We start from the raw sequence: 18,814 nt of genomic DNA on the forward strand, positions 1-18,814 counted from the left end.
TTAGTGCATATTTTTAATATAAACGACTTTTTTAGTTTTAAAAAATTCCTCGTCAAAATAATCTTTTAACTCATAGAGTGTAGCCTCGGGAAAATTTTTCAATTCTTCAGTTAGATCTCCTCCTTTTAAATATAAAACGCCATTTTGTAAACTATTGATATTCTTAGATGTAAATTTTTCTTTAACCCAAGACATAAAAACAGGCATTTGGGTTACCGCCCGGCTTACTACGAAGTCAAACTTCTCTTTAATTTTTTCGGCGCGAGTATGAATACCAATGACATTATCTAACTGTAATTCTTGTGCAATTTCATTAACAACCCTAATTTTTTTTCCAATGGAGTCGGCCAAAGTAAATTGAGATTCCGGAAAAAGTATAGCTAATGGTATACCCGGAAATCCGCCACCTGTACCAATATCCAAAACTTTGGTAGAAGGAGCGAACTGCATTACTTTTGCTATTCCCAAAGAATGAAGCACATGTTTTTCAAGTAAAGAATCTATATCTTTCCTTGATATAACATTGATTTTTTCATTCCAATTTGAATACAAATCAGGGAGTTTTTCGAAACTATGCAATTGTTTTTCAGTTATCTCCGGAAAATACTTTTGTATTAAGTTTGTCATGGGTATTAATAGATATACAAAAATATAAGTTTTAATAATATAAGACTCTATTTTATAATAGACATTTGTTTTTATTACAACAAAAATAAGGGTTTAAGAGTATGTAGAAGACTTTTTAAAGTCATTTAACAAAATTTATAAAGATCAGATGGTAAAGATAAAATTTAATTGGAATGCTATTAATATAAATTATAATTTATTTTGAAAGCAAGTTATTTTTGATTCGACAATTAATTTATATTACCTATTTTTATAAAATAAAAAACGAGCCTACACTACTTAAATATAAAATAATTACTATAAATATGATTTCCTTCATTCAGAAACGAATTGATATCTCTCAAAAAAGCATAGAAAATACGGTAAAATTATTAAACGAAGATCATACCATACCCTTTATTGCCCGTTATAGAAAGGAGATGACCGGAAATCTGGATGAAGTTCAATTATTCAATATATCTAAGTTAAAAACAGATTTTGAAGAAATTCAAAAACGTAAGGAGTTTATTATAAAAAGCATTGACGAGCAAGGAGCATTAACCGAAGAATTTAAGCAAAGAATAGAAAATTGTTTCGAACTTACTCTTTTAGAAGATTATTACTTACCCTATAAAAAGAAAAGAAAAACAAAGGCGTCTGTTGCAATTGAAAACGGTTTAGAACCTTTAGCAAAAATCTTAATGGCGCAAAAACCGATTTCAGATTTAACTCTATTAGCTTCAAAATACACCAAAGATGAGGTATTGTCAGTAGATGATGCTCTTCAAGGTGCCAGATATATTATTGCGGAATGGATTAACGAAAATAATTATGTACGTTCAAATTTAAGACGTTTTTTTCAACAAACTGCCGTATTGGAATCTAAGCTGATTAAAGGAAAAGAGGAGGAAAAAGAAGCACAAAAATTTTCAAATTATTTCGAATTTTCTGAAAATTTAAAACGTTCGCCATCTCATCGGTTTTTAGCAATATTACGAGGGGAAAAAGAAGGAATTCTACGCGTTAAAGTTAAAGTTGACTCAGAGGAAGCCTTACATATAATAAGCAAACATATAATTAAAACCGATGAAAAAATAATTAAAGATCAACTACTTTTAGCAATAAAAGATTCTTTTTCACGCTTATTAGAACCGGCGCTAAGTAATGAAGTTTTCCAGAAAGCCAAAGAGTCAGCCGACCAAATAGCCATTCAAGTGTTTTCATCCAATTTAAAACAATTGTTACTGCAATCTCCTTTGGGGGAAAAAAGAATTCTGGCAATTGATCCCGGATATAAATCAGGTTGTAAGTTGGTTTGTTTAAATGAAAATGGTAATTTATTACATAATGATACCCTATATCCTCATCCTCCCCAAAAAGAAACTAAAGAATCAATTAAAAAAATTAAATCTTTAATTAATGCCTATAAAATTGAAGCCATATCCATAGGTAATGGTACAGCCTCCCGAGAAACAGAACGATTAATACAATCCATAGCTTTTAATCGTCCTCTAAAAGTTTTTGTTGTAAATGAAGCCGGGGCGTCCGTATATTCTGCATCTAAATTGGCTCGGGAAGAATTTCCATCCTATGATGTTACGGTAAGAGGAGCAGTTTCCATAGGAAGAAGGTTGTCAGATCCACTTGCCGAATTGGTAAAAATAGAACCTAAAGCCATAGGAGTGGGACAATATCAACACGATGTAGATCAAACATTATTGAAAAAAGAACTGGATGCAGTTGTTATATCTTGCGTAAACAGTGTAGGAGTAAACCTTAATACAGCCAGTAAATCCTTATTGTCTTATGTTTCGGGTATAGGAGAAAAGATGGCTGAAAATATTGTTCAGTACCGTTCGGAAATGGGAGCGTTTTCAACCAGGCAAGACCTGAAAAAAGTTCCCAGACTTGGTGAAAAAGTATTCCAACAAGCATCCGGATTCTTAAGAATTCCAACGTCTGTAAATCCTTTAGACAATTCCGCTGTTCATCCCGAAAGCTATTCTCTAGTTAAGAAAATGGCGAAAGATTTAGGAGTAAAAATGGGAGATTTAATCCGAAATAAAGAATTAATTCAAAAAATAAATTTAAACAATTACGTAAACGAGGATGTAGGGATTTTAACTTTGGAAGATATTTGTAAAGAATTGGAAAAACCCGGATTAGATCCAAGAACACAGGTAAAAATGTTTACTTTCGATCCTTCTTTAAAAACCATAGATGATTTAAAACCAGGAATGAAAGTTCCCGGAATAATCAATAACATCACCAATTTCGGTTGTTTTGTAGATATAGGAATTAAAGAGAATGGATTAGTACATCTTTCTAAAGTATGTAATGAATTCATAACAGACATTAGCACAGTCGTGCATCTTCATCAGCATGTTGAAGTAAAAATAATCGATATAGATAAGGAACGAAAGAGAATTCAATTATCTATGATTGATTAAAAAAATAATAAAATAATATTTAAAAAAATAAGTGTTCTATTACAGAATGTATAATTATTTTAAATATTTAGAATACAAATACTTTATTTTTTATTTCATAAAATAAAAAATATATAAAAATATAAAAGACCTAAAAACTTTTAAATTATATAATTATTCCTCTAATAGTAGTAAAAAAAAATAAGAATTAATATCTTTATCCATTCATTATCCGTATTTATCATAAAATCTGATTTAATAGGGTATTATTTAGTTAAATAATATAAATAAAATTAAAAAATGAAAAACTTTTATTCGTTCGTTATTTTAATACTTTTTATTGGTAAAATTTTTTCACAGGATTTTAAAGAACCCAAGATCTTGATCAAAGATCATAATGGAAATTCAGATACTGTGTTTGTTGACTGTGATTATAAGTTTTTTAGAAATAAAAATATTAAACTAAGTGTAGATTATCCTATAATCAAACAAACAGATAAATATGAAGTTTCTTCCATTCAATATCCTTCAAACGTAGATTTTACCAAAGGTACTCCGGTATCAACCGGTAACTCCAATGGTAAAAACGATGATGTTTTTGGTAACGATATCATCGATATAGGTTTTAAATTTTGTTTTTATGGAAAAAGTTATAATCAAATCATTGTCAGTGATAATGGAGTAGTCAGCTTTGACCTGTCACAAAAAAATAAAGAATGCCCGTATATTATTTCAGGTAATAATCCAAATTCCGGATTACCTAAAAATTCAATATTTGGTGTTTATCATGACATGAATAATACCACGCCGAGCAAGGTTAAAGTTGCTTATGAAGGGAAAGCTCCCTATAGGAAATTCATTATTAATTTTGATAATTTAAAACAGTACGGACCGGATCGGATTTATTCATCTTCACAAATTGTTTTGTATGAAACTTTTAATATCATAGATATATATGTTGGAAATAAAAGTAAAAACCCCAACACCACTAAAGATAAAAACGCTTTAATAGGGATCATCAATTCCAATGGATACATAGGAATTTCTCCCCCGGGAAGAAATAGGGGAGATTGGGAAGCAAAAAAAGAAGCATGGAGATTTACACCGAATGGAATTACGGATATTTCCGTTACTTGGTATGAAGGAAATTCTTCAAATCCAAATAATTGGGGTGATACTTGGGTAGTTACTCCCACTTCTAACACTTATTTTAGAGCAAAGGTTACTTATAATGGATGTAATGGTTTTTCACTTACTGATACCTTACAGGTGAAGTTCAGCAAAGAATTTCCAACGGCAGTAAAACAATCACCTGCACCTTTTTGTATCAATAATGGAGATAGTTATACAGTTGATTTAACCTCATATCAACAACTGATAAACCCGGATCCAAATTTAAAATTTACCTATTACAGGTATAAGAATTTAACCAATCAGATTTCAGATGAAGAAGCAAAATCCTTTACTTTTTCTGATGATATGACGGTCTATGTAAAAGTATTGAAAAGCGGAGTTTGCTTTGTTTCTACAGAGATAAATCTTAAATTAAATAAGAGGCCTGATTTAAAAAATAATCAGCAATTCATTGTTTGCGATGAAGGCAATGACGACATAGAGAATGTGAACCTGAATAATTTTAATTACGGAATAAATAAACGGACTACAGAGTATATTATACTGGATGATCAAATGAGAGAATTGCCCGATGTTGTTATACGTAATTATCCGATTGATTTATCAGGAACTAGCGATGATAACGTAAAGTTTTACCTTAAAGCATGGAATAAATCCATAAGGGATAAGTCGTGTTATACCTTAATCGCATTCACTGTAAAATTGGTTAAAAAATTAGAGTTAGAAGAGTATTTAGCTGAAATCTGTGATGTTAGAGAAGGGCAATCCGTGATGATGGATTTAACCAAATATACCTCCAATTTATTATCAAATTCTCCGATCAATCCTTCCCATACTACAGTAAAATGGAAATACTATAAAGATTCCTATTACAGCAACGAAATTTTAAATCCGGATAATTGTATGTTGAGATTAAATAACACTATTTACATCAAAGCGACTCATCCGGATTTTTGTGGAGAAGTAAAAACAAAATTGATTTTAAAAGCCATCGGAGATTGTAGCGATGGTGGCGGAGGCGGTGGTGGCGGCATCGGAGATGGATTGCCATATCCAACTATATGTGATGCCAATGATACAGAAGAAGTAAATTTGGAATCATATCTTCCTAACTTTTTGTCCGGTACTTCATTAACTCCACAAGATATTGAGATTGAAGGTTTTTATAAAGATTTGGCATGTACGGATAAACTTAAATTAAAGGAATCATCACCCGGTTATATCTATAGTGTAGAGGCACCGGCTAAATCTACTATTTATTTAAAATATAAGATTAAAAAAAGCGGAATTATAGCAGTAAGCTCTATAACTATCTTCGTATCTAAAAATCAAACATTATATAAGAGGGAATTTGATATATGCGACACATACAATGATGGTATCGAGAAAATATACTTAAAAGATTACGAAGATTTACTTAAAGATCTTTATACTTATTCATATTCACATCCATCCTTTGGAAATGATTCAGATGATAAAATTGTATTTTTTGACAATCAGCACGATCGGGATATGTATTTGGCAGATCCTAAACATGAAAAAGGAATGATTAAAAAGAGTTTTGATTTAACTTCGGCTGAAAATCCAAAAATAATATATCCTGCAGTCCGATATAACCGATGCAGCTATGCTTATGATTTGAAATTCAATTTGATAACAATTGAAGAAAAAGTATTGGGTCCCCATACTATTTGTGATTTTAATGATGATGGAATCGAGGTTGTTAATATATTAGAATTTATAAAAGGTTCTAAAAAGACTGATCCAAACAAACTGGAAGAACTTCTTACTCAAGATCAGTTATCAAGTTTAAAAACTCCTATAAAAGATATAAAAAATTTAAGGTATTATAAAACCAAAAATGAAGCACACGAAGGGGGTAAAGCAACGATTACAAATCCTGCTAAATTTCAAATTGGACATGGTATTTTTTCGGCATTTGTCAAATTAGAATTTAAAAACCAATGTCCCATTATTGTTGAGATTAAATTTAATTTAGTTCCATCCGTACAATTGCCGGAATATACAGACTTAGAGGTCTGTGACATTGGGGATGACTATAAAGAAGAAGTAGATTTGTCTAAAATCATACTTGATTCAAAAGGGACAACCATTCAATTTTATCGTTTGATATACGATGCAGAATATGAAATAGATGCTCCCGGTGAATTGTTAGGAACGTATACGGACAGCAATACTCCAATAAAGTATCTGGTAAATACGACAACAAATATTACCAATAATGAGATATGCATGAGAGTGGAGGATCCGGTAACTAAGTGTTTTAAGATTGTTCGAGTTACAATAAACTTAATTCCTGTACCGACAGTTAGTAATCCAAACATCTATATATGTGATTTTGGAAATAACGGAACAGAAAAAATCAATTCATCAAATTTATATCAACTGGTAACGGCCCCACTTATATCAAATAATTCAAAGTTGACGAATCAAATGGGTTATGAATATTATGTAACAGAAAATGATGCAAAAAATGGAACTAATCCGGTAAGTGAATTTGATGTAACCAACTCCTCAAAAATTTGGGTGAAGATTAAAACCAAAGATTGTTCGGATTATTATATGTTAAATTTTTCATTAATTGAATCTCCCATTTTAAAGCAAAATGTAACTGTTACCATATGCAATAATAACACGAAAAATGATCAAGACAGCATTTATGAAACTATTAATTTGGGATATTATAATAGCCTTTTTCTTGATTCCAACATAGATAATAAGGATTTTGAATTTATTTATTTTACTAGAGAGGATGATGCACTTAAAAATCAAAATCGTATATATGGAAGTGCTGCGGTTACCCGATTTCCAACCACTTTTTGGGTTAGAGTAAGAAATATAAAAAGTAACTGTTTTTCAATTGCACCTATAGTAGTTGAAGCATATCCTGAATTAGAGGTAAATCATTTTGCTACCTTATTATGTAATGAAGAAAAAAAGGTAAAAGTTAACTTAAAGGATTATCCACCCCAAATGATAGGAAGTTCTTATAAAACAAGTGATTTTACTGTTTCCTATTATGCTAGTAGATACAATGCAATTAATGGTATCGTTATACCTGAGGCAAATTTAGAAGAATATGAAGTTTTTGGTGGAGATGAAGTTTGGGTTAAGTTTATTTACAAAAAAACGGGGTGCTATATAATCCGTAAAGTAGAATTTTTAATTTCTTTAGTTCCTAAAGCCAATGTCCACTTTATAGATATTTGTGATGAAACCGATGGAACCATAGACGGCAAGTATGTAATCAGGAATTTAGATGATTACAAAACTAATATTATTACCGGAGAATCTCTATCTTTTATCAATTCGGAGTATGATTTTACCTACTTTAGAACAAAACAAGATGCAGAAGAACATAAAAATGAGGTATTGCCTGTAAATTTTACCATTAAACATAATGAATTTACCAGTGTTCCTCCTGACAATCCGTTTTATACAATCTATGTCAGAATAGATAAGAAAGATAAAACTTGTCCGACCATTACCGCTATTTCGGTAAATGTAAATCCACGCCTATCGTTGGATAAACAGGTAGTTGAAATAATAGGATGTATGGACGGTCAGGATAAATCCTTCGTTGATCTTACTTCTGTTTCCAACCTTATTAGTAGTTCTTCCTATGTTCATTTTGAATATTATAAAGATGAAAATCAAGCACGAAAAGGAGAGATCAGTAATGCTGTTGCAAATCCAAATGCTTACCAAACCGAAGTGATAACTACAGATGGATTTTATACATATGATGAAGTATTTGTCAGAGTAAAGGATAGCAAAGGAATTCAGTGCGATAGTATAGCAAAAATTAAAATAAAAGTATATCCTTATATAAAAGTAGAAAATCAATCCGTTGAAATTTGCGAATACGAACCGGATGCTACAAAATCAAAAATTAATCTTTGGGAATTATCCCGGTCAATGCTTGAATCAAATGGCATTCCTGATCCAACACGTTTAAATAGAATGATCAATTCTTTACGAATTATCTACCTAGACAGCAAAGGAGTAGAGATTGGCAAAGTAGAAGACACATCAGGACCAATACCTAATGCTTTAACCGATTACGAACCCCCTGTAGGAGAAAACAAAGTAGAAATAAAAGTCCTATTCGAAAACAAAGAGAACGGATGTGGAAATGAAGGAATAATAACAATTACCCAAAAAGAAACGCCACGCCCTAATAAAGTGACCTATACCCTATGTGATGAAGACTTAGACGGAGAGTATAATGACGTATTACTAAAAGATTTAGATAACCTGGTAATTACCCCGTCAGCGAAACAAGAAATTACCTATTACCGCACTCAGTCCGAAGCCTTAGCAGTAAATGACCCGACCATTATTCCGATAGACAAACAAACGTACTTTACTGTGGACTTCCTAAACCCTTTATACGTACGAGTACAGAATCAAGAGAGTGGTTGTATAGGCATAAATGAAGTATGGTTTAAGAAAAATCCCAACCATGTACCGATCCCAAAAGAAATACGCTTATCAATAAAATGCGATGATTCCCAAGACGATTCAAAAGAAATATTTAATCTACATGAATCAGAGCAATTACTGGGCAATTATCCGACAAGCAATTATCGTTATTACAGAAATGAATCAGATGCCAAAGAAGCCTTTAAAAATGAAGCAAAAGGGATTTATACACACCTGACCGAACCGGAAATAAGTAACTATACCAATAGAGAATTATATAAAGAAGGATTATACCTAGTAGATGAAATCTATGTAAGAGTACAAGACGAAGAAGGTAACTATTGTGATGAAGTATCGAAAGTGAAACTCTACGTATATCCATATTTAAAAGTAGCAAAAGACGAACCGATTATCTGTGAATACGAACCGCAAGGCAGTAAAACCCGAATAGATTTATGGAGTTCGATTTATCCAATGTTGTCATCCAATGGAGAAGAAGCAAGAATAAAAAGCTTCTTACAAGATATGCGAGTAATTTTCCAAGACAGCAAAGGAGTAGAGATTGGCAGAGTAGAAGACACAACAGGGCAAATACCTAATACTTTAACCAATTACGAACCCCCTGTAGGAGAAAACAAAGTAGAAATAAAAGTCAAATTCGAAAACAAAGAGAACGGATGTGGAAATGAAGGAACAATAATAATCACCCAAAAAGAAACTCCACGTCCACAACTGATACCTCAATTTGTGTGTGATGGAGACAATAATGGAAAATATGATGACCTGTTACTCAAAGACCTTGATCCTAAAATTAAAGATAAATCAGGACATAATTATTTAGATCAACGCGTATATGAAATAACTTATCATGAAGGATATAAAAAAGCATTGAACGGAACAGGGGTATTAGATAAAAACAAATATTTTAATTTCTCCGATTCAATTTATTGTAGAATTAAAAATATTCAAACCGAATGTATCGGCATTACAAAAATAGAATTTGAAACCAATGATCCTGTAGAACTTAATGATGCTACCCTATATGCTTGTGATGAAGATCAAGACGGATATGCCTATTTTCAACTTCCGTTAGTTGAACATTTATTTAAAAATCAACCCAATTCAACAATTCGTTTTTATAGAACCGAAAAGGATGCAAATAATGCCTTGAAAGATGAAGCAATGGGTAAACCTTCCAAACAAATACAAGAACCCGAATTATCTAACTATAAAAGTAAAAAAGGATATGTATATGTTCGTGTGGATAATATAGATGATGATTTTTGTCCATCGGTAGCAAAAGTAGAATTGATTCCTTATGTTTCTCCAACGCCTCCTAATGAAATAGTTTATATCTGTCCAAGATATGCTGCAACACTAGACGCAGGAGATGATGGATACGATCAAATCCGATGGTATTTCAAAGGAAAATTAGTTGGAACCGGTCAATATCTGGAAAATGTTAGAGACATAGGTATTTATACGGTTGAACATACTAAAATTTTAAATTATAATATCAGCTGTACTACTACGCATCAAATAGAAGTTAAATTATTGGAAGAACCGATTATTGTTGAATTACAGCAAGGAAAGGATTATATAACCGTAATAGCAAATGGACCGGCTCCGTTGGAATATTCCATCGATAAGATAAATTGGCAAAGAAGTAACACATTTACTAATTTAAAACAAGGAATTTATACATTCTATGTACGTTCCGTTGCCAATTCATGTGATGCTATAACTTCCAAAGGAATAATTTTCGGAATTAATAATGTGATAACTCCCAACGGTGATAATTATAACGATGCATGGAGAGTATGCGGATTAGATTTGTTTAAAGGCGAATATTCTCAAGTTAAAATCTTTGACCGATACGGTAAACAAGTTTTTGAAGAAACCTCTAATACATGTTTTGTATGGGACGGAAAACACTTAGGCAGAAATCTGCCGACATCTTCCTATTGGTACATAATTACTATTGCCGACGGAAGAGAATTTACCGGTTGGATTATGTTAAGGAATTACAATGAATCAGATCGATAAACAGTTTGCTTATAAACAATACAAAATAGAAAAGACATTCATTTACGAATGTCTTTTTTTTAATTAAAAAAAGCCGATTGATCATCGGCTTACATACAAAAGATAAATTAGGACAACAACTTCCTAACAGTTTCTGATATTGTTTTTCCTTCGGATTTTCCTTGTAATTTTTTTGAAGCTATGCCCATAACCTTTCCCATATCTTTGATATCTTGAGCACCGGTTTCGGCTATAATCTCTCGAAGTTCTTTTTCTAATTCTTCAGGAGTAAGTTGTGTCGGAAGGAATTGCTCAATGACTTTTGCTTGTGCTAATTCATTTTCAGCCAATTCATTCCTGTTGTTGGCTAAAAATTGTTCATAAGCCTCTTTTCTTTGCTTAACCAATCTTTGTAATAAAGCAATTTCCTGGTCCGGAGAAATATCTTCCGTCTTACCATCCGTTTTAAGTAATAACAATTGAGATTTAATAGCTCGTAATGATTCCAATGCTACTTTATCTTTATCTTTCATGGCGACTTTCATCGCATCCATTATTTTAGTTTCTAAGCTCATAATTATTTGTTTTAGTTAGGGACTAATCAACATTATCATGGAAAAAATTATTCGGTCGGATTTGAACTTCATTAGAATTTTTGTTAAAGTACATATCCGAACTTTTATTAGAATCTATATTTTCATCTAAATTAATGCCTTGTCTTTTATAAGCCGGAACTTTTTCCACTTCATCAACATTTTGTTTAGATAATCCTTGAAATTTGCTGTTCATTTTTTTCAATCGTTCTCTTCTTTCTTGGATTTTTTTCTCCATAAGCTCATTTAAAGATTCTGAAGAATAATTTTTATCTTCAGAAACGGTTTGATCTTCTGTGAAAATTTCCTTTTTTTCTTCAGGAAGCTGAAACTTGTTATGATAAGAACTCAATTCTTCGGTTTCTGTTTGAAAATTTACTTTTTGAGTAAAATCCTCAGCTTCATCTAAAGTGAATATAGTCGATTGGTTTACAGGGTTGTCGGGAAGTCTATCTTCTTTGATTTCCTTAAATGTATTTTCTGTATTAGAAAATAAAGTTGTTTCATTATTTTGGGGAGGATATACATCCTTTTTAATAATATTTATTTCCTCATCAATGGGAAAAGAAGGAACAATCGGATCTTTTCTGTTAGATATTCCGAAAGTGGTTACCTCTTCTTCATCTTCTAGAGTTATTATTTTTTGAATCGTTTTTTCTTCGTTTTTTTCCTGAACATAATTTCCTTTATTAATTGAAGAAATTATTTGTGGTTCATCAGATCTATTATCTTTTTGACTATTGAAATTTGCAGCTTTTGCATTTCCTAAATTCAAGGGATTGGAAGTTGGAAAATCATCAGTTAACGTATGTACAATCTTCTCTTTTTCTTTACCGCTGTTTCTTTCATCGTCTACAGGAAAACCGGTTGCAATGACAGTTACTCTGATACTATCTCCTAAACTTTCATCTTCGCCGATACCCATAATAATATTTGTACTGTTACCGGCCTCAGATTGAATGTAATCGTTAATAATACCTATTTCGTCTACTGTTATCTCATCATCGCCGGATACGATTAACAATAATACATTCTTAGCTCCGGTAATTTTATTATCATTAAGCAAAGGAGAATCCAAGGCAGCCATGATAGCATCCTGGGCTTTGTTAGGTCCGGAAGAAACAGCAGATCCCATGATGGCAGTTCCGCTATCTGCCAGAACGGTTTTAGCATCACGTAAATCTATATTGATGGAGTAATTTTTGGTAATAACTTCAGCAATTCCTTTAGCAGCTGTGCTTAGCACCTCATTGGATTTTGAGAATCCGGATTTATAACCCAAGTTTCCATACAATTCTCTCAACTTATCGTTTTTTACGACAATTAAAGAGTCAACGTTTTTCCTGATTTTTTCAAGACCTTTTTCTGCTTGTTCCAATCGCGATTTACCTTCAAAAGAAAAAGGAATAGTGACAATACCAACAGTTAGAATACCCATTTCTTTTGCAATACCCGAAATAATAGGCGCCGCTCCTGTACCGGTTCCTCCTCCCATTCCTGCGGTAATGAAAACCATTTTAGTTTGATCACCTAAAGCATTTTTAATGTCATCTATACTCTCAAGAGCAGCCTGTTCTCCGATTTCAGGATTGGCTCCGGCTCCTAAACCTTCCGTAATGGTATTTCCCAACTGAATTTTATTCGGGATAGGATTATTGATTAATGCCTGTGCATCCGTATTGCAAATTATAAAATCTACACCGGTAATGCCTTGATCATACATATAACCAACAGCATTATTTCCTCCACCTCCGACACCAATTACCTTGATGGCTGAAGTTTTATTTTTGGGCAGCTCAAAAAATAGCTTATTGTTCTCTGTATTATCCATTGTATTCTATCTGTTTATTCTGTATCGTTAATATATTTAATAAATTTTTCTTGAAAAGAAGCGAATATAGATTTTTTCTTTTCTTTACTTTTCTTCTTTTCTTCTTTCAAAGTTTTTTGCTCAATATTTAGGGTAGTTGTATTAGAATTTTCAGTCGGAATATCTGAAGAAACTTCAGGTTTCTTTATATTTTTAGTTTCCTGTTGAATTTTATTTTTCTTTAGTTCAAGATTATTGAGCCCTGTCATTAATAATCCTATGGCAGTAGCATATTCAGGACTGGCTAATTCTTCGGGCTGTCCTCCGGCTAAATGTTCATTACAATAACCAATGCGAACATCCATACCTGTGGTGTATTCAGTTAATTGCCTTAAATGTTTTAACTTAGAGCCTCCTCCCGTCATTACGATTCCTGCAATCAACTTTTTCTTTTGCTCCTCACATCCGTAATTTTTTAATTCTAAGTAAGCTAAGGAAATAATTTCTTCAACCCTTGCATGTATAATTTGAGATAATTTCTTAACGGTAATTTCTTTGGGTTCTCTTCCGTGCAATCCGGGTATACTGATGACTTCAATCTCTTTATTTTCAGAAGGCCAGGCAGAACCATATTTAACTTTTAAAATCTCTGCTTGTCTTTCAATAATTGAACAACCTGATTTGATATCATCAGTAATCACATTTCCACCGAAAGGTATTACCGCTGTATGACGGATAATATTATCTTTAAAAACGGCAATATCCGTTGTACCTCCTCCTACATCGATCAAAGCAACTCCGGCTTCTTTTTCTTCCTGACTCAAAACCGCATCCGAAGAGGCAAGGGGTTCCAATGTTATACCTACTAAATTTAACCCTGCTTCTTTAACACATCTGGCAATATTTCTAATTAAAGAAATTTGACCAACTACTACATGAAAATTAGCTTCCAATCTGCTACCGTGGAAACCTCTCGGTTCAATAATTTCAGATTGAGAATCAACCTTGTATTCTTGAGGAAGAACATGTATAATTTCTTCTCCCGGAAGCATGACTAGTTTATGTACTTGTTCTTTTAACTTTTCAATATCCGTATCGTCAATAACATCTTCAAAATTAGGTCTGGAAATATAATCGCTGTGTTGAAGACTTCTAATATGTTGTCCTGCAATTCCAACAGTAACATCGGTAATTTTGTAATTTGCTGCTTTTTCAGCCTCAGAAATTGCTTTTTTTATTGAATCAATAGTCTGAGTAATATTATTTACTACACCCCGATGAACGCCTAAACTTTTAGCTCTTCCCATTCCCAGAATAACCAATTTTCCATGTTCATTCCTTTGCCCAACTATAGCAACAATCTTTGTTGTGCCTATATCCAAACCTACTGCAATATTGTTGTTGTTGTCCATATTTATCTCTTTGTTGCAACTATTTGATTGTCATATTTTAAACTTATTTTCTTATAAACGCCAAAACCTACATAATCTAGATATTGTTTGTAAAATTCTTTTAGATTTGTAAGTTTCTGATGATTGTTTTTAAGATCACCATATTCTATATATACTCCGGCTACATTTAAAAGTAAATTATAACTATTTTTTTTGTCTTTATCAATGCTTATAATGTGATTTTTTAATATCTTATCTTCACTTATTAATTGAGATAATTTCACTAATTTTTTATATTCCTCTGCTTTAATATCACCACTTACAAGTAAACATGGCAATGAAAAGTTTTGGGACAAAGGAAATTTCGTACCGTATTGATCCAAATAAAATTCATCATTAGGAGTCTTAATTCGAACAATTGGAATTTTTTGACACACATGTATATTTAGGGAACCATTTAAGTCTATATAAACATTACTGTTTGAAATAAACGGTATGGTATCCAAATTTTCTTCTGTTTTTGAAATATCTATATCTTTTATTTTACTTGCTTTCTTTTCATTTTTTGAAGATCGGTTGACAATGTCATAAACCATGGCATTGGTAATAAAATGTATATAATCAGAATTATCAATTAGAATACTGACGTTATCTATACTTTTATCATTATGTCTTCGAACTGCAAAGTTCATCAAAAATCCTAGTACTATTAGTAATAAAAAAATTTTAATTAATCTATATTTTAATTTCATTAAGCCAATTTATAATGGGATCATATAAGGTATCAATATTACCGGCTCCTATGGTTAAGAGCACATCAAAATCTTTTGTCTTAATACTTTTTAAAACATTATCAATCGAGCATACTTCCTTGTCGTCAAGTTGTATTTTATCCGCCAACCATTCCGAAGTTATTCCTTCGATAGGAGTTTCTCTGGCCGGGTAGATGTCCAATAAAATAAGCGTATCTGTTTTGCTGAGACTTTTAGCAAAATCCTCTGCAAAGTCAGCGGTCCTTGAATATAAGTGAGGCTGAAATACTGTCAGTAATTTTTTGGTAGGATACAAATTTCTAATTGTATCGATTACAGCATTGATTTCAGTTGGATGATGGGCATAATCATCGATGTAAATTTTATTATTTTCAAATACATGTTTATTAAATCTTCGTAAAACCCCTTTAAAATCAATTAAAGCCTTACGTAGTATATCGGCTTCAATACCTAGTTGTAAGCTGATTGCTAAAGCGGCTATTGCATTTTCTACATTGTGTTTTCCGGGTATGGGTACAATAAAATCTTTTATAATTTGATGAGGCGTTACTAAATCAAAATGGAATTGCCCATTGATTATCTGTATATTTTCAGCATAATAATCTGCCTTTTCATAAGCTGAATAAGTAAGGTGTTTTGCATTGATGGGTAACCCTTTTTTAACAATTAAAAATCCGTTTTCGGGAATTAAGTCCGCAAATTGATTAAAAGATTCAATAATATTTTCTTGATTTCCATAAATATCCAAGTGATCTGAATCTGTAGATGTTATAGCTGCCATGTTTGGAGAAAGAGACAAGAAGGACCGATCAAATTCATCAGCTTCAACAATGGAAATCTTAGACCCATTGTAAATGAAGTTAGAATTATAATTGGCAGAAATACCGCCTAAAAAAGCAGTAGCAGGTAAATTTGCATACTTACAAATATGACCTAATAAGGTCGAAGTTGTCGTCTTTCCATGAGTTCCTGCAATAGCTAAACACAGAGTACTTTTAGTGATTTCACCTAAAACTTGGGATCGTTTGAAAAGTGTAAATCCTTTTTCAATAAAATAGTGTTTAATTTTTAAATTTTCAGGTATAGCTGGTGTATAAATCACTACCGTATCCTCTTTGGAAATATTTTTCGGAAGTAATGATATCGTATCCTCATAAATAATGGATATATTTTCCTTTTCCAGGTTATGAGTCAGTTTAGTGGGAGTCTTATCATATCCATACACAGTTGCATTGGAAAATTTGAAATAACGAGCCAAAGCACTCATTCCTATTCCTCCAATTCCTATAAAGTAATAATTTTTATATGTATGAATATCTTTCATAGACTAGTAAATTTTCAATTCATTTAATATATGAGTTACAATTTCTTCAGTTGCATTAGGCTTAGCCAATTTAACAATATTTTCAGACAATAGTTCTCTTTCTTTTTTATCGTTACAAAGATTTTGTATCTCGCTTAATAATTTTTGAGAAACCTCTGAATCCTTTACCATTTTTGCAGCGTTTGCGTTAACTAATTGCTGGGCATTTTTAGTTTGATGATCTTCTGCGGCATAGGGGAAAGGTATAAGTATTGTTGGCTTTCCGGCTAAGGTTAATTCCGATATGGCTATTGCTCCGGCTCTAGATATAATGATATCAGCGGCAGCGTAAGCAACGGACATATCTTTTATAAACTCAAAAATAAATATATTGTTGTGTTTTAAGTTGTTATTGGCTTTAATGTCTGAATAATCCAATTTTCCGGTTTGCCATATGATTTGAATATTGGTATCAGCAATTATCTTGGAATTTTCTTTCCAAAAATTATTGATAGTTCTCGAGCCTAAAGACCCTCCTATAGATAAAATTGCCAATTTCGATGGATCGAGTCCTAATTCTTTTTTGGCTTGTTCTTGAGTTATAGTTCCAAATAAAGATTTCCTTACAGGATTTCCCGTAACATATAAGTTATCTTTTGGGAAATAGTTTTCCATGCCTTCATAAGCAACAAAAATTCCTTTGGCTTTATTTCCAAGTTTTCTATTGGTAATACCGGGAAACGAATTTTGTTCCTGTATAAAAGTGGGAATGTTTGCTTGAGCCGCAACATATAAAGCAGGCCCGGATGCATATCCGCCGGTACCTATCGCTGCATTTGGTTGGAAAGATTTAATAATTTTCCGTGATTTTACCAGGCTCGAAATAATTTTAAAAGGAAATTTAAAATTAGATAGCATGGACGATCGTGAAATTCCTGAGATCCATAATCCTTCAATAGCATAACCGGCTTGAGGTACTTTTTCCATTTCCATTTTATTTTCCGAACCAATAAACAGAAATTCTGCATTAGGAATACGATGTTTTATTTCATCTGCAATGGCAATTGCAGGAAATATATGTCCACCGGTTCCACCTCCGCTTATTATAAATCTAGGCGATCTCATAATTTATATCTCCTTTATTATTTTCTTTAACTGTGTTTTCATTTGAAACAATATCACGACTTACACTAATAATAATCCCTAAAGCCATATAAGTTACCCACATGGAAGTTCCTCCGTAACTTAATATGGGTAGAGGCTGTCCGGTAACCGGAATTAAATTTACGGCTACAGCCATATTGGAAAATGCCTGAAATATAACCGGTAGACCAATACCCACCACTAATAAAGTACCGAATATATTTTCTACCTTAGTGGCTATAACAATGATTCTCCAGAGTATAAGTAAATAAAGGAAAAAACATAAAAACACTCCTGCATAACCGTATTCCTCTACTATAATAGCAAATATAAAATCCGAAGAAGATTGAGGTAAAGATTGCTTAAAAGCGCTTTTTCCCGGTCCTCTGGGTATAATACCGCCCTGAACTATAGCTGCTTTAGCTTGCTGTACCTGGTAACTTTCTTCTCCATCTTCTCCTGCAAAGTTTTCAATTCTGCTCTTCCAAGTATGAACCCTGTGGCCGGGAAACATATCCGGATATTCCAAAACGATTGTTATAAAAAGAATAGCCACAATTATACCAACCCCGATAATTGAAAGTAATATTTTGATAGGATATCCCCCGATAAACAATAAAGCTAAAACCATCAAAAAAATTAAAATTCCCGTTGATCCGTTTGCAGGAAATATAAGTCCGACTACCATAAAAATAGGTAGTAAAATAGGTACAAAACTATTATTGAAAGTTATTTCTTTATCTTTAATTCTATCAAGATATCGGGCAACATATATATTTAATACTAATGCTGCAAAAACAGAGGTTTGAAAGGCAAATGGAACCCCCGGAAGTTTCAACCAACGAGAAGCATTCGCTCCATCAATACTTTTTCCTTGCATTAAAGTAAGTATCAATAAAAAAATAACTACCGGTAATAATAATTTGGAAAATCCGCCAAAATATTTATAATCAATTTTTTGAAAAATAAAAACAATACCTATTCCGACTATGATAAACCCGGCATGTTTGGCAAAATGTCCCAAAACAGATCCTTGTCCGACTACATACTGCAAATTCGAACTGGCAGAATATACGGGTAAGAAGGAAGCTAACGAAATCAGTAATATCGCTGCCCAAAGAGTTATATCTCCCTTAAAGTATTGTTTTAATTTTCTCATTT

The 18,814-nt window shown here is 32.3% G+C and carries 10 protein-coding genes; 2 read left to right on the top strand and 8 right to left on the bottom strand.

The window, feature by feature from the left end; all coding sequences use genetic code 11:
• Positions 1-627 (bottom strand): 16S rRNA (guanine(527)-N(7))-methyltransferase RsmG, encoded by a 627-nt coding sequence (gene rsmG, locus GFV00_RS06810; RefSeq protein ID WP_160557541.1) that lies wholly within the window; start codon positions 625-627, stop codon positions 1-3.
• A 305-nt stretch (positions 628-932) separates the two neighbouring features.
• Here rsmG and GFV00_RS06815 point away from each other — a divergent pair, with 305 nt between their 5' ends.
• Complete coding sequence (locus GFV00_RS06815) at positions 933-3,056, top strand: Tex family protein (RefSeq protein WP_160557540.1); 2,124 nt, start codon at positions 933-935, stop codon at positions 3,054-3,056.
• 279 nt (positions 3,057-3,335) lie between these two features.
• Positions 3,336-10,661, top strand: a complete 7,326-nt coding sequence (locus GFV00_RS06820) for a T9SS type B sorting domain-containing protein (protein ID WP_160557539.1) — start codon at positions 3,336-3,338, stop codon at positions 10,659-10,661.
• Between the two features lie 107 nt (positions 10,662-10,768).
• Here GFV00_RS06820 and GFV00_RS06825 read toward each other — a convergent pair whose 3' ends face one another.
• From GFV00_RS06825 to GFV00_RS06855, 7 genes are read right to left on the bottom strand one after another with little or no spacing between them, the layout of a single operon-like run.
• Entirely contained in the window at positions 10,769-11,215 is a 447-nt protein-coding gene (locus tag GFV00_RS06825; protein ID WP_160557538.1) for a GatB/YqeY domain-containing protein, read from the bottom strand.
• Between the two features lie 22 nt (positions 11,216-11,237).
• Positions 11,238-13,064, bottom strand: a complete 1,827-nt coding sequence (gene ftsZ / locus GFV00_RS06830) for a cell division protein FtsZ (protein ID WP_160557537.1) — start codon at positions 13,062-13,064, stop codon at positions 11,238-11,240.
• A 14-nt stretch (positions 13,065-13,078) separates the two neighbouring features.
• The gene (gene ftsA, locus GFV00_RS06835) at positions 13,079-14,455 is read right to left on the bottom strand and encodes a cell division protein FtsA (RefSeq protein ID WP_160557536.1); all 1,377 of its coding nucleotides are present in this window, start codon (positions 14,453-14,455) and stop codon (positions 13,079-13,081) included.
• Between the two features lie 2 nt (positions 14,456-14,457).
• Positions 14,458-15,126, bottom strand: coding sequence for a cell division protein FtsQ/DivIB (locus tag GFV00_RS06840; protein ID WP_160587944.1), 669 nt, complete (start codon positions 15,124-15,126; stop codon positions 14,458-14,460).
• 43 nt (positions 15,127-15,169) lie between these two features.
• The gene (gene murC, locus GFV00_RS06845) at positions 15,170-16,531 is read right to left on the bottom strand and encodes a UDP-N-acetylmuramate--L-alanine ligase (RefSeq protein ID WP_160557534.1); all 1,362 of its coding nucleotides are present in this window, start codon (positions 16,529-16,531) and stop codon (positions 15,170-15,172) included.
• Between the two features lie 3 nt (positions 16,532-16,534).
• The gene (murG, locus tag GFV00_RS06850) at positions 16,535-17,635 is read right to left on the bottom strand and encodes an undecaprenyldiphospho-muramoylpentapeptide beta-N-acetylglucosaminyltransferase (protein WP_160557533.1); all 1,101 of its coding nucleotides are present in this window, start codon (positions 17,633-17,635) and stop codon (positions 16,535-16,537) included.
• Entirely contained in the window at positions 17,622-18,812 is a 1,191-nt protein-coding gene (locus GFV00_RS06855) for an FtsW/RodA/SpoVE family cell cycle protein (RefSeq protein ID WP_160542442.1), read from the bottom strand. The genes murG and GFV00_RS06855 overlap by 14 nt, the downstream gene beginning before the upstream one ends.
• Between the last annotated feature and the right edge of the window lie 2 nt (positions 18,813-18,814).

Source organism: Apibacter sp. B3935, assembly GCF_009827705.1.
GTDB lineage: Bacteria > Bacteroidota > Bacteroidia > Flavobacteriales > Weeksellaceae > Apibacter.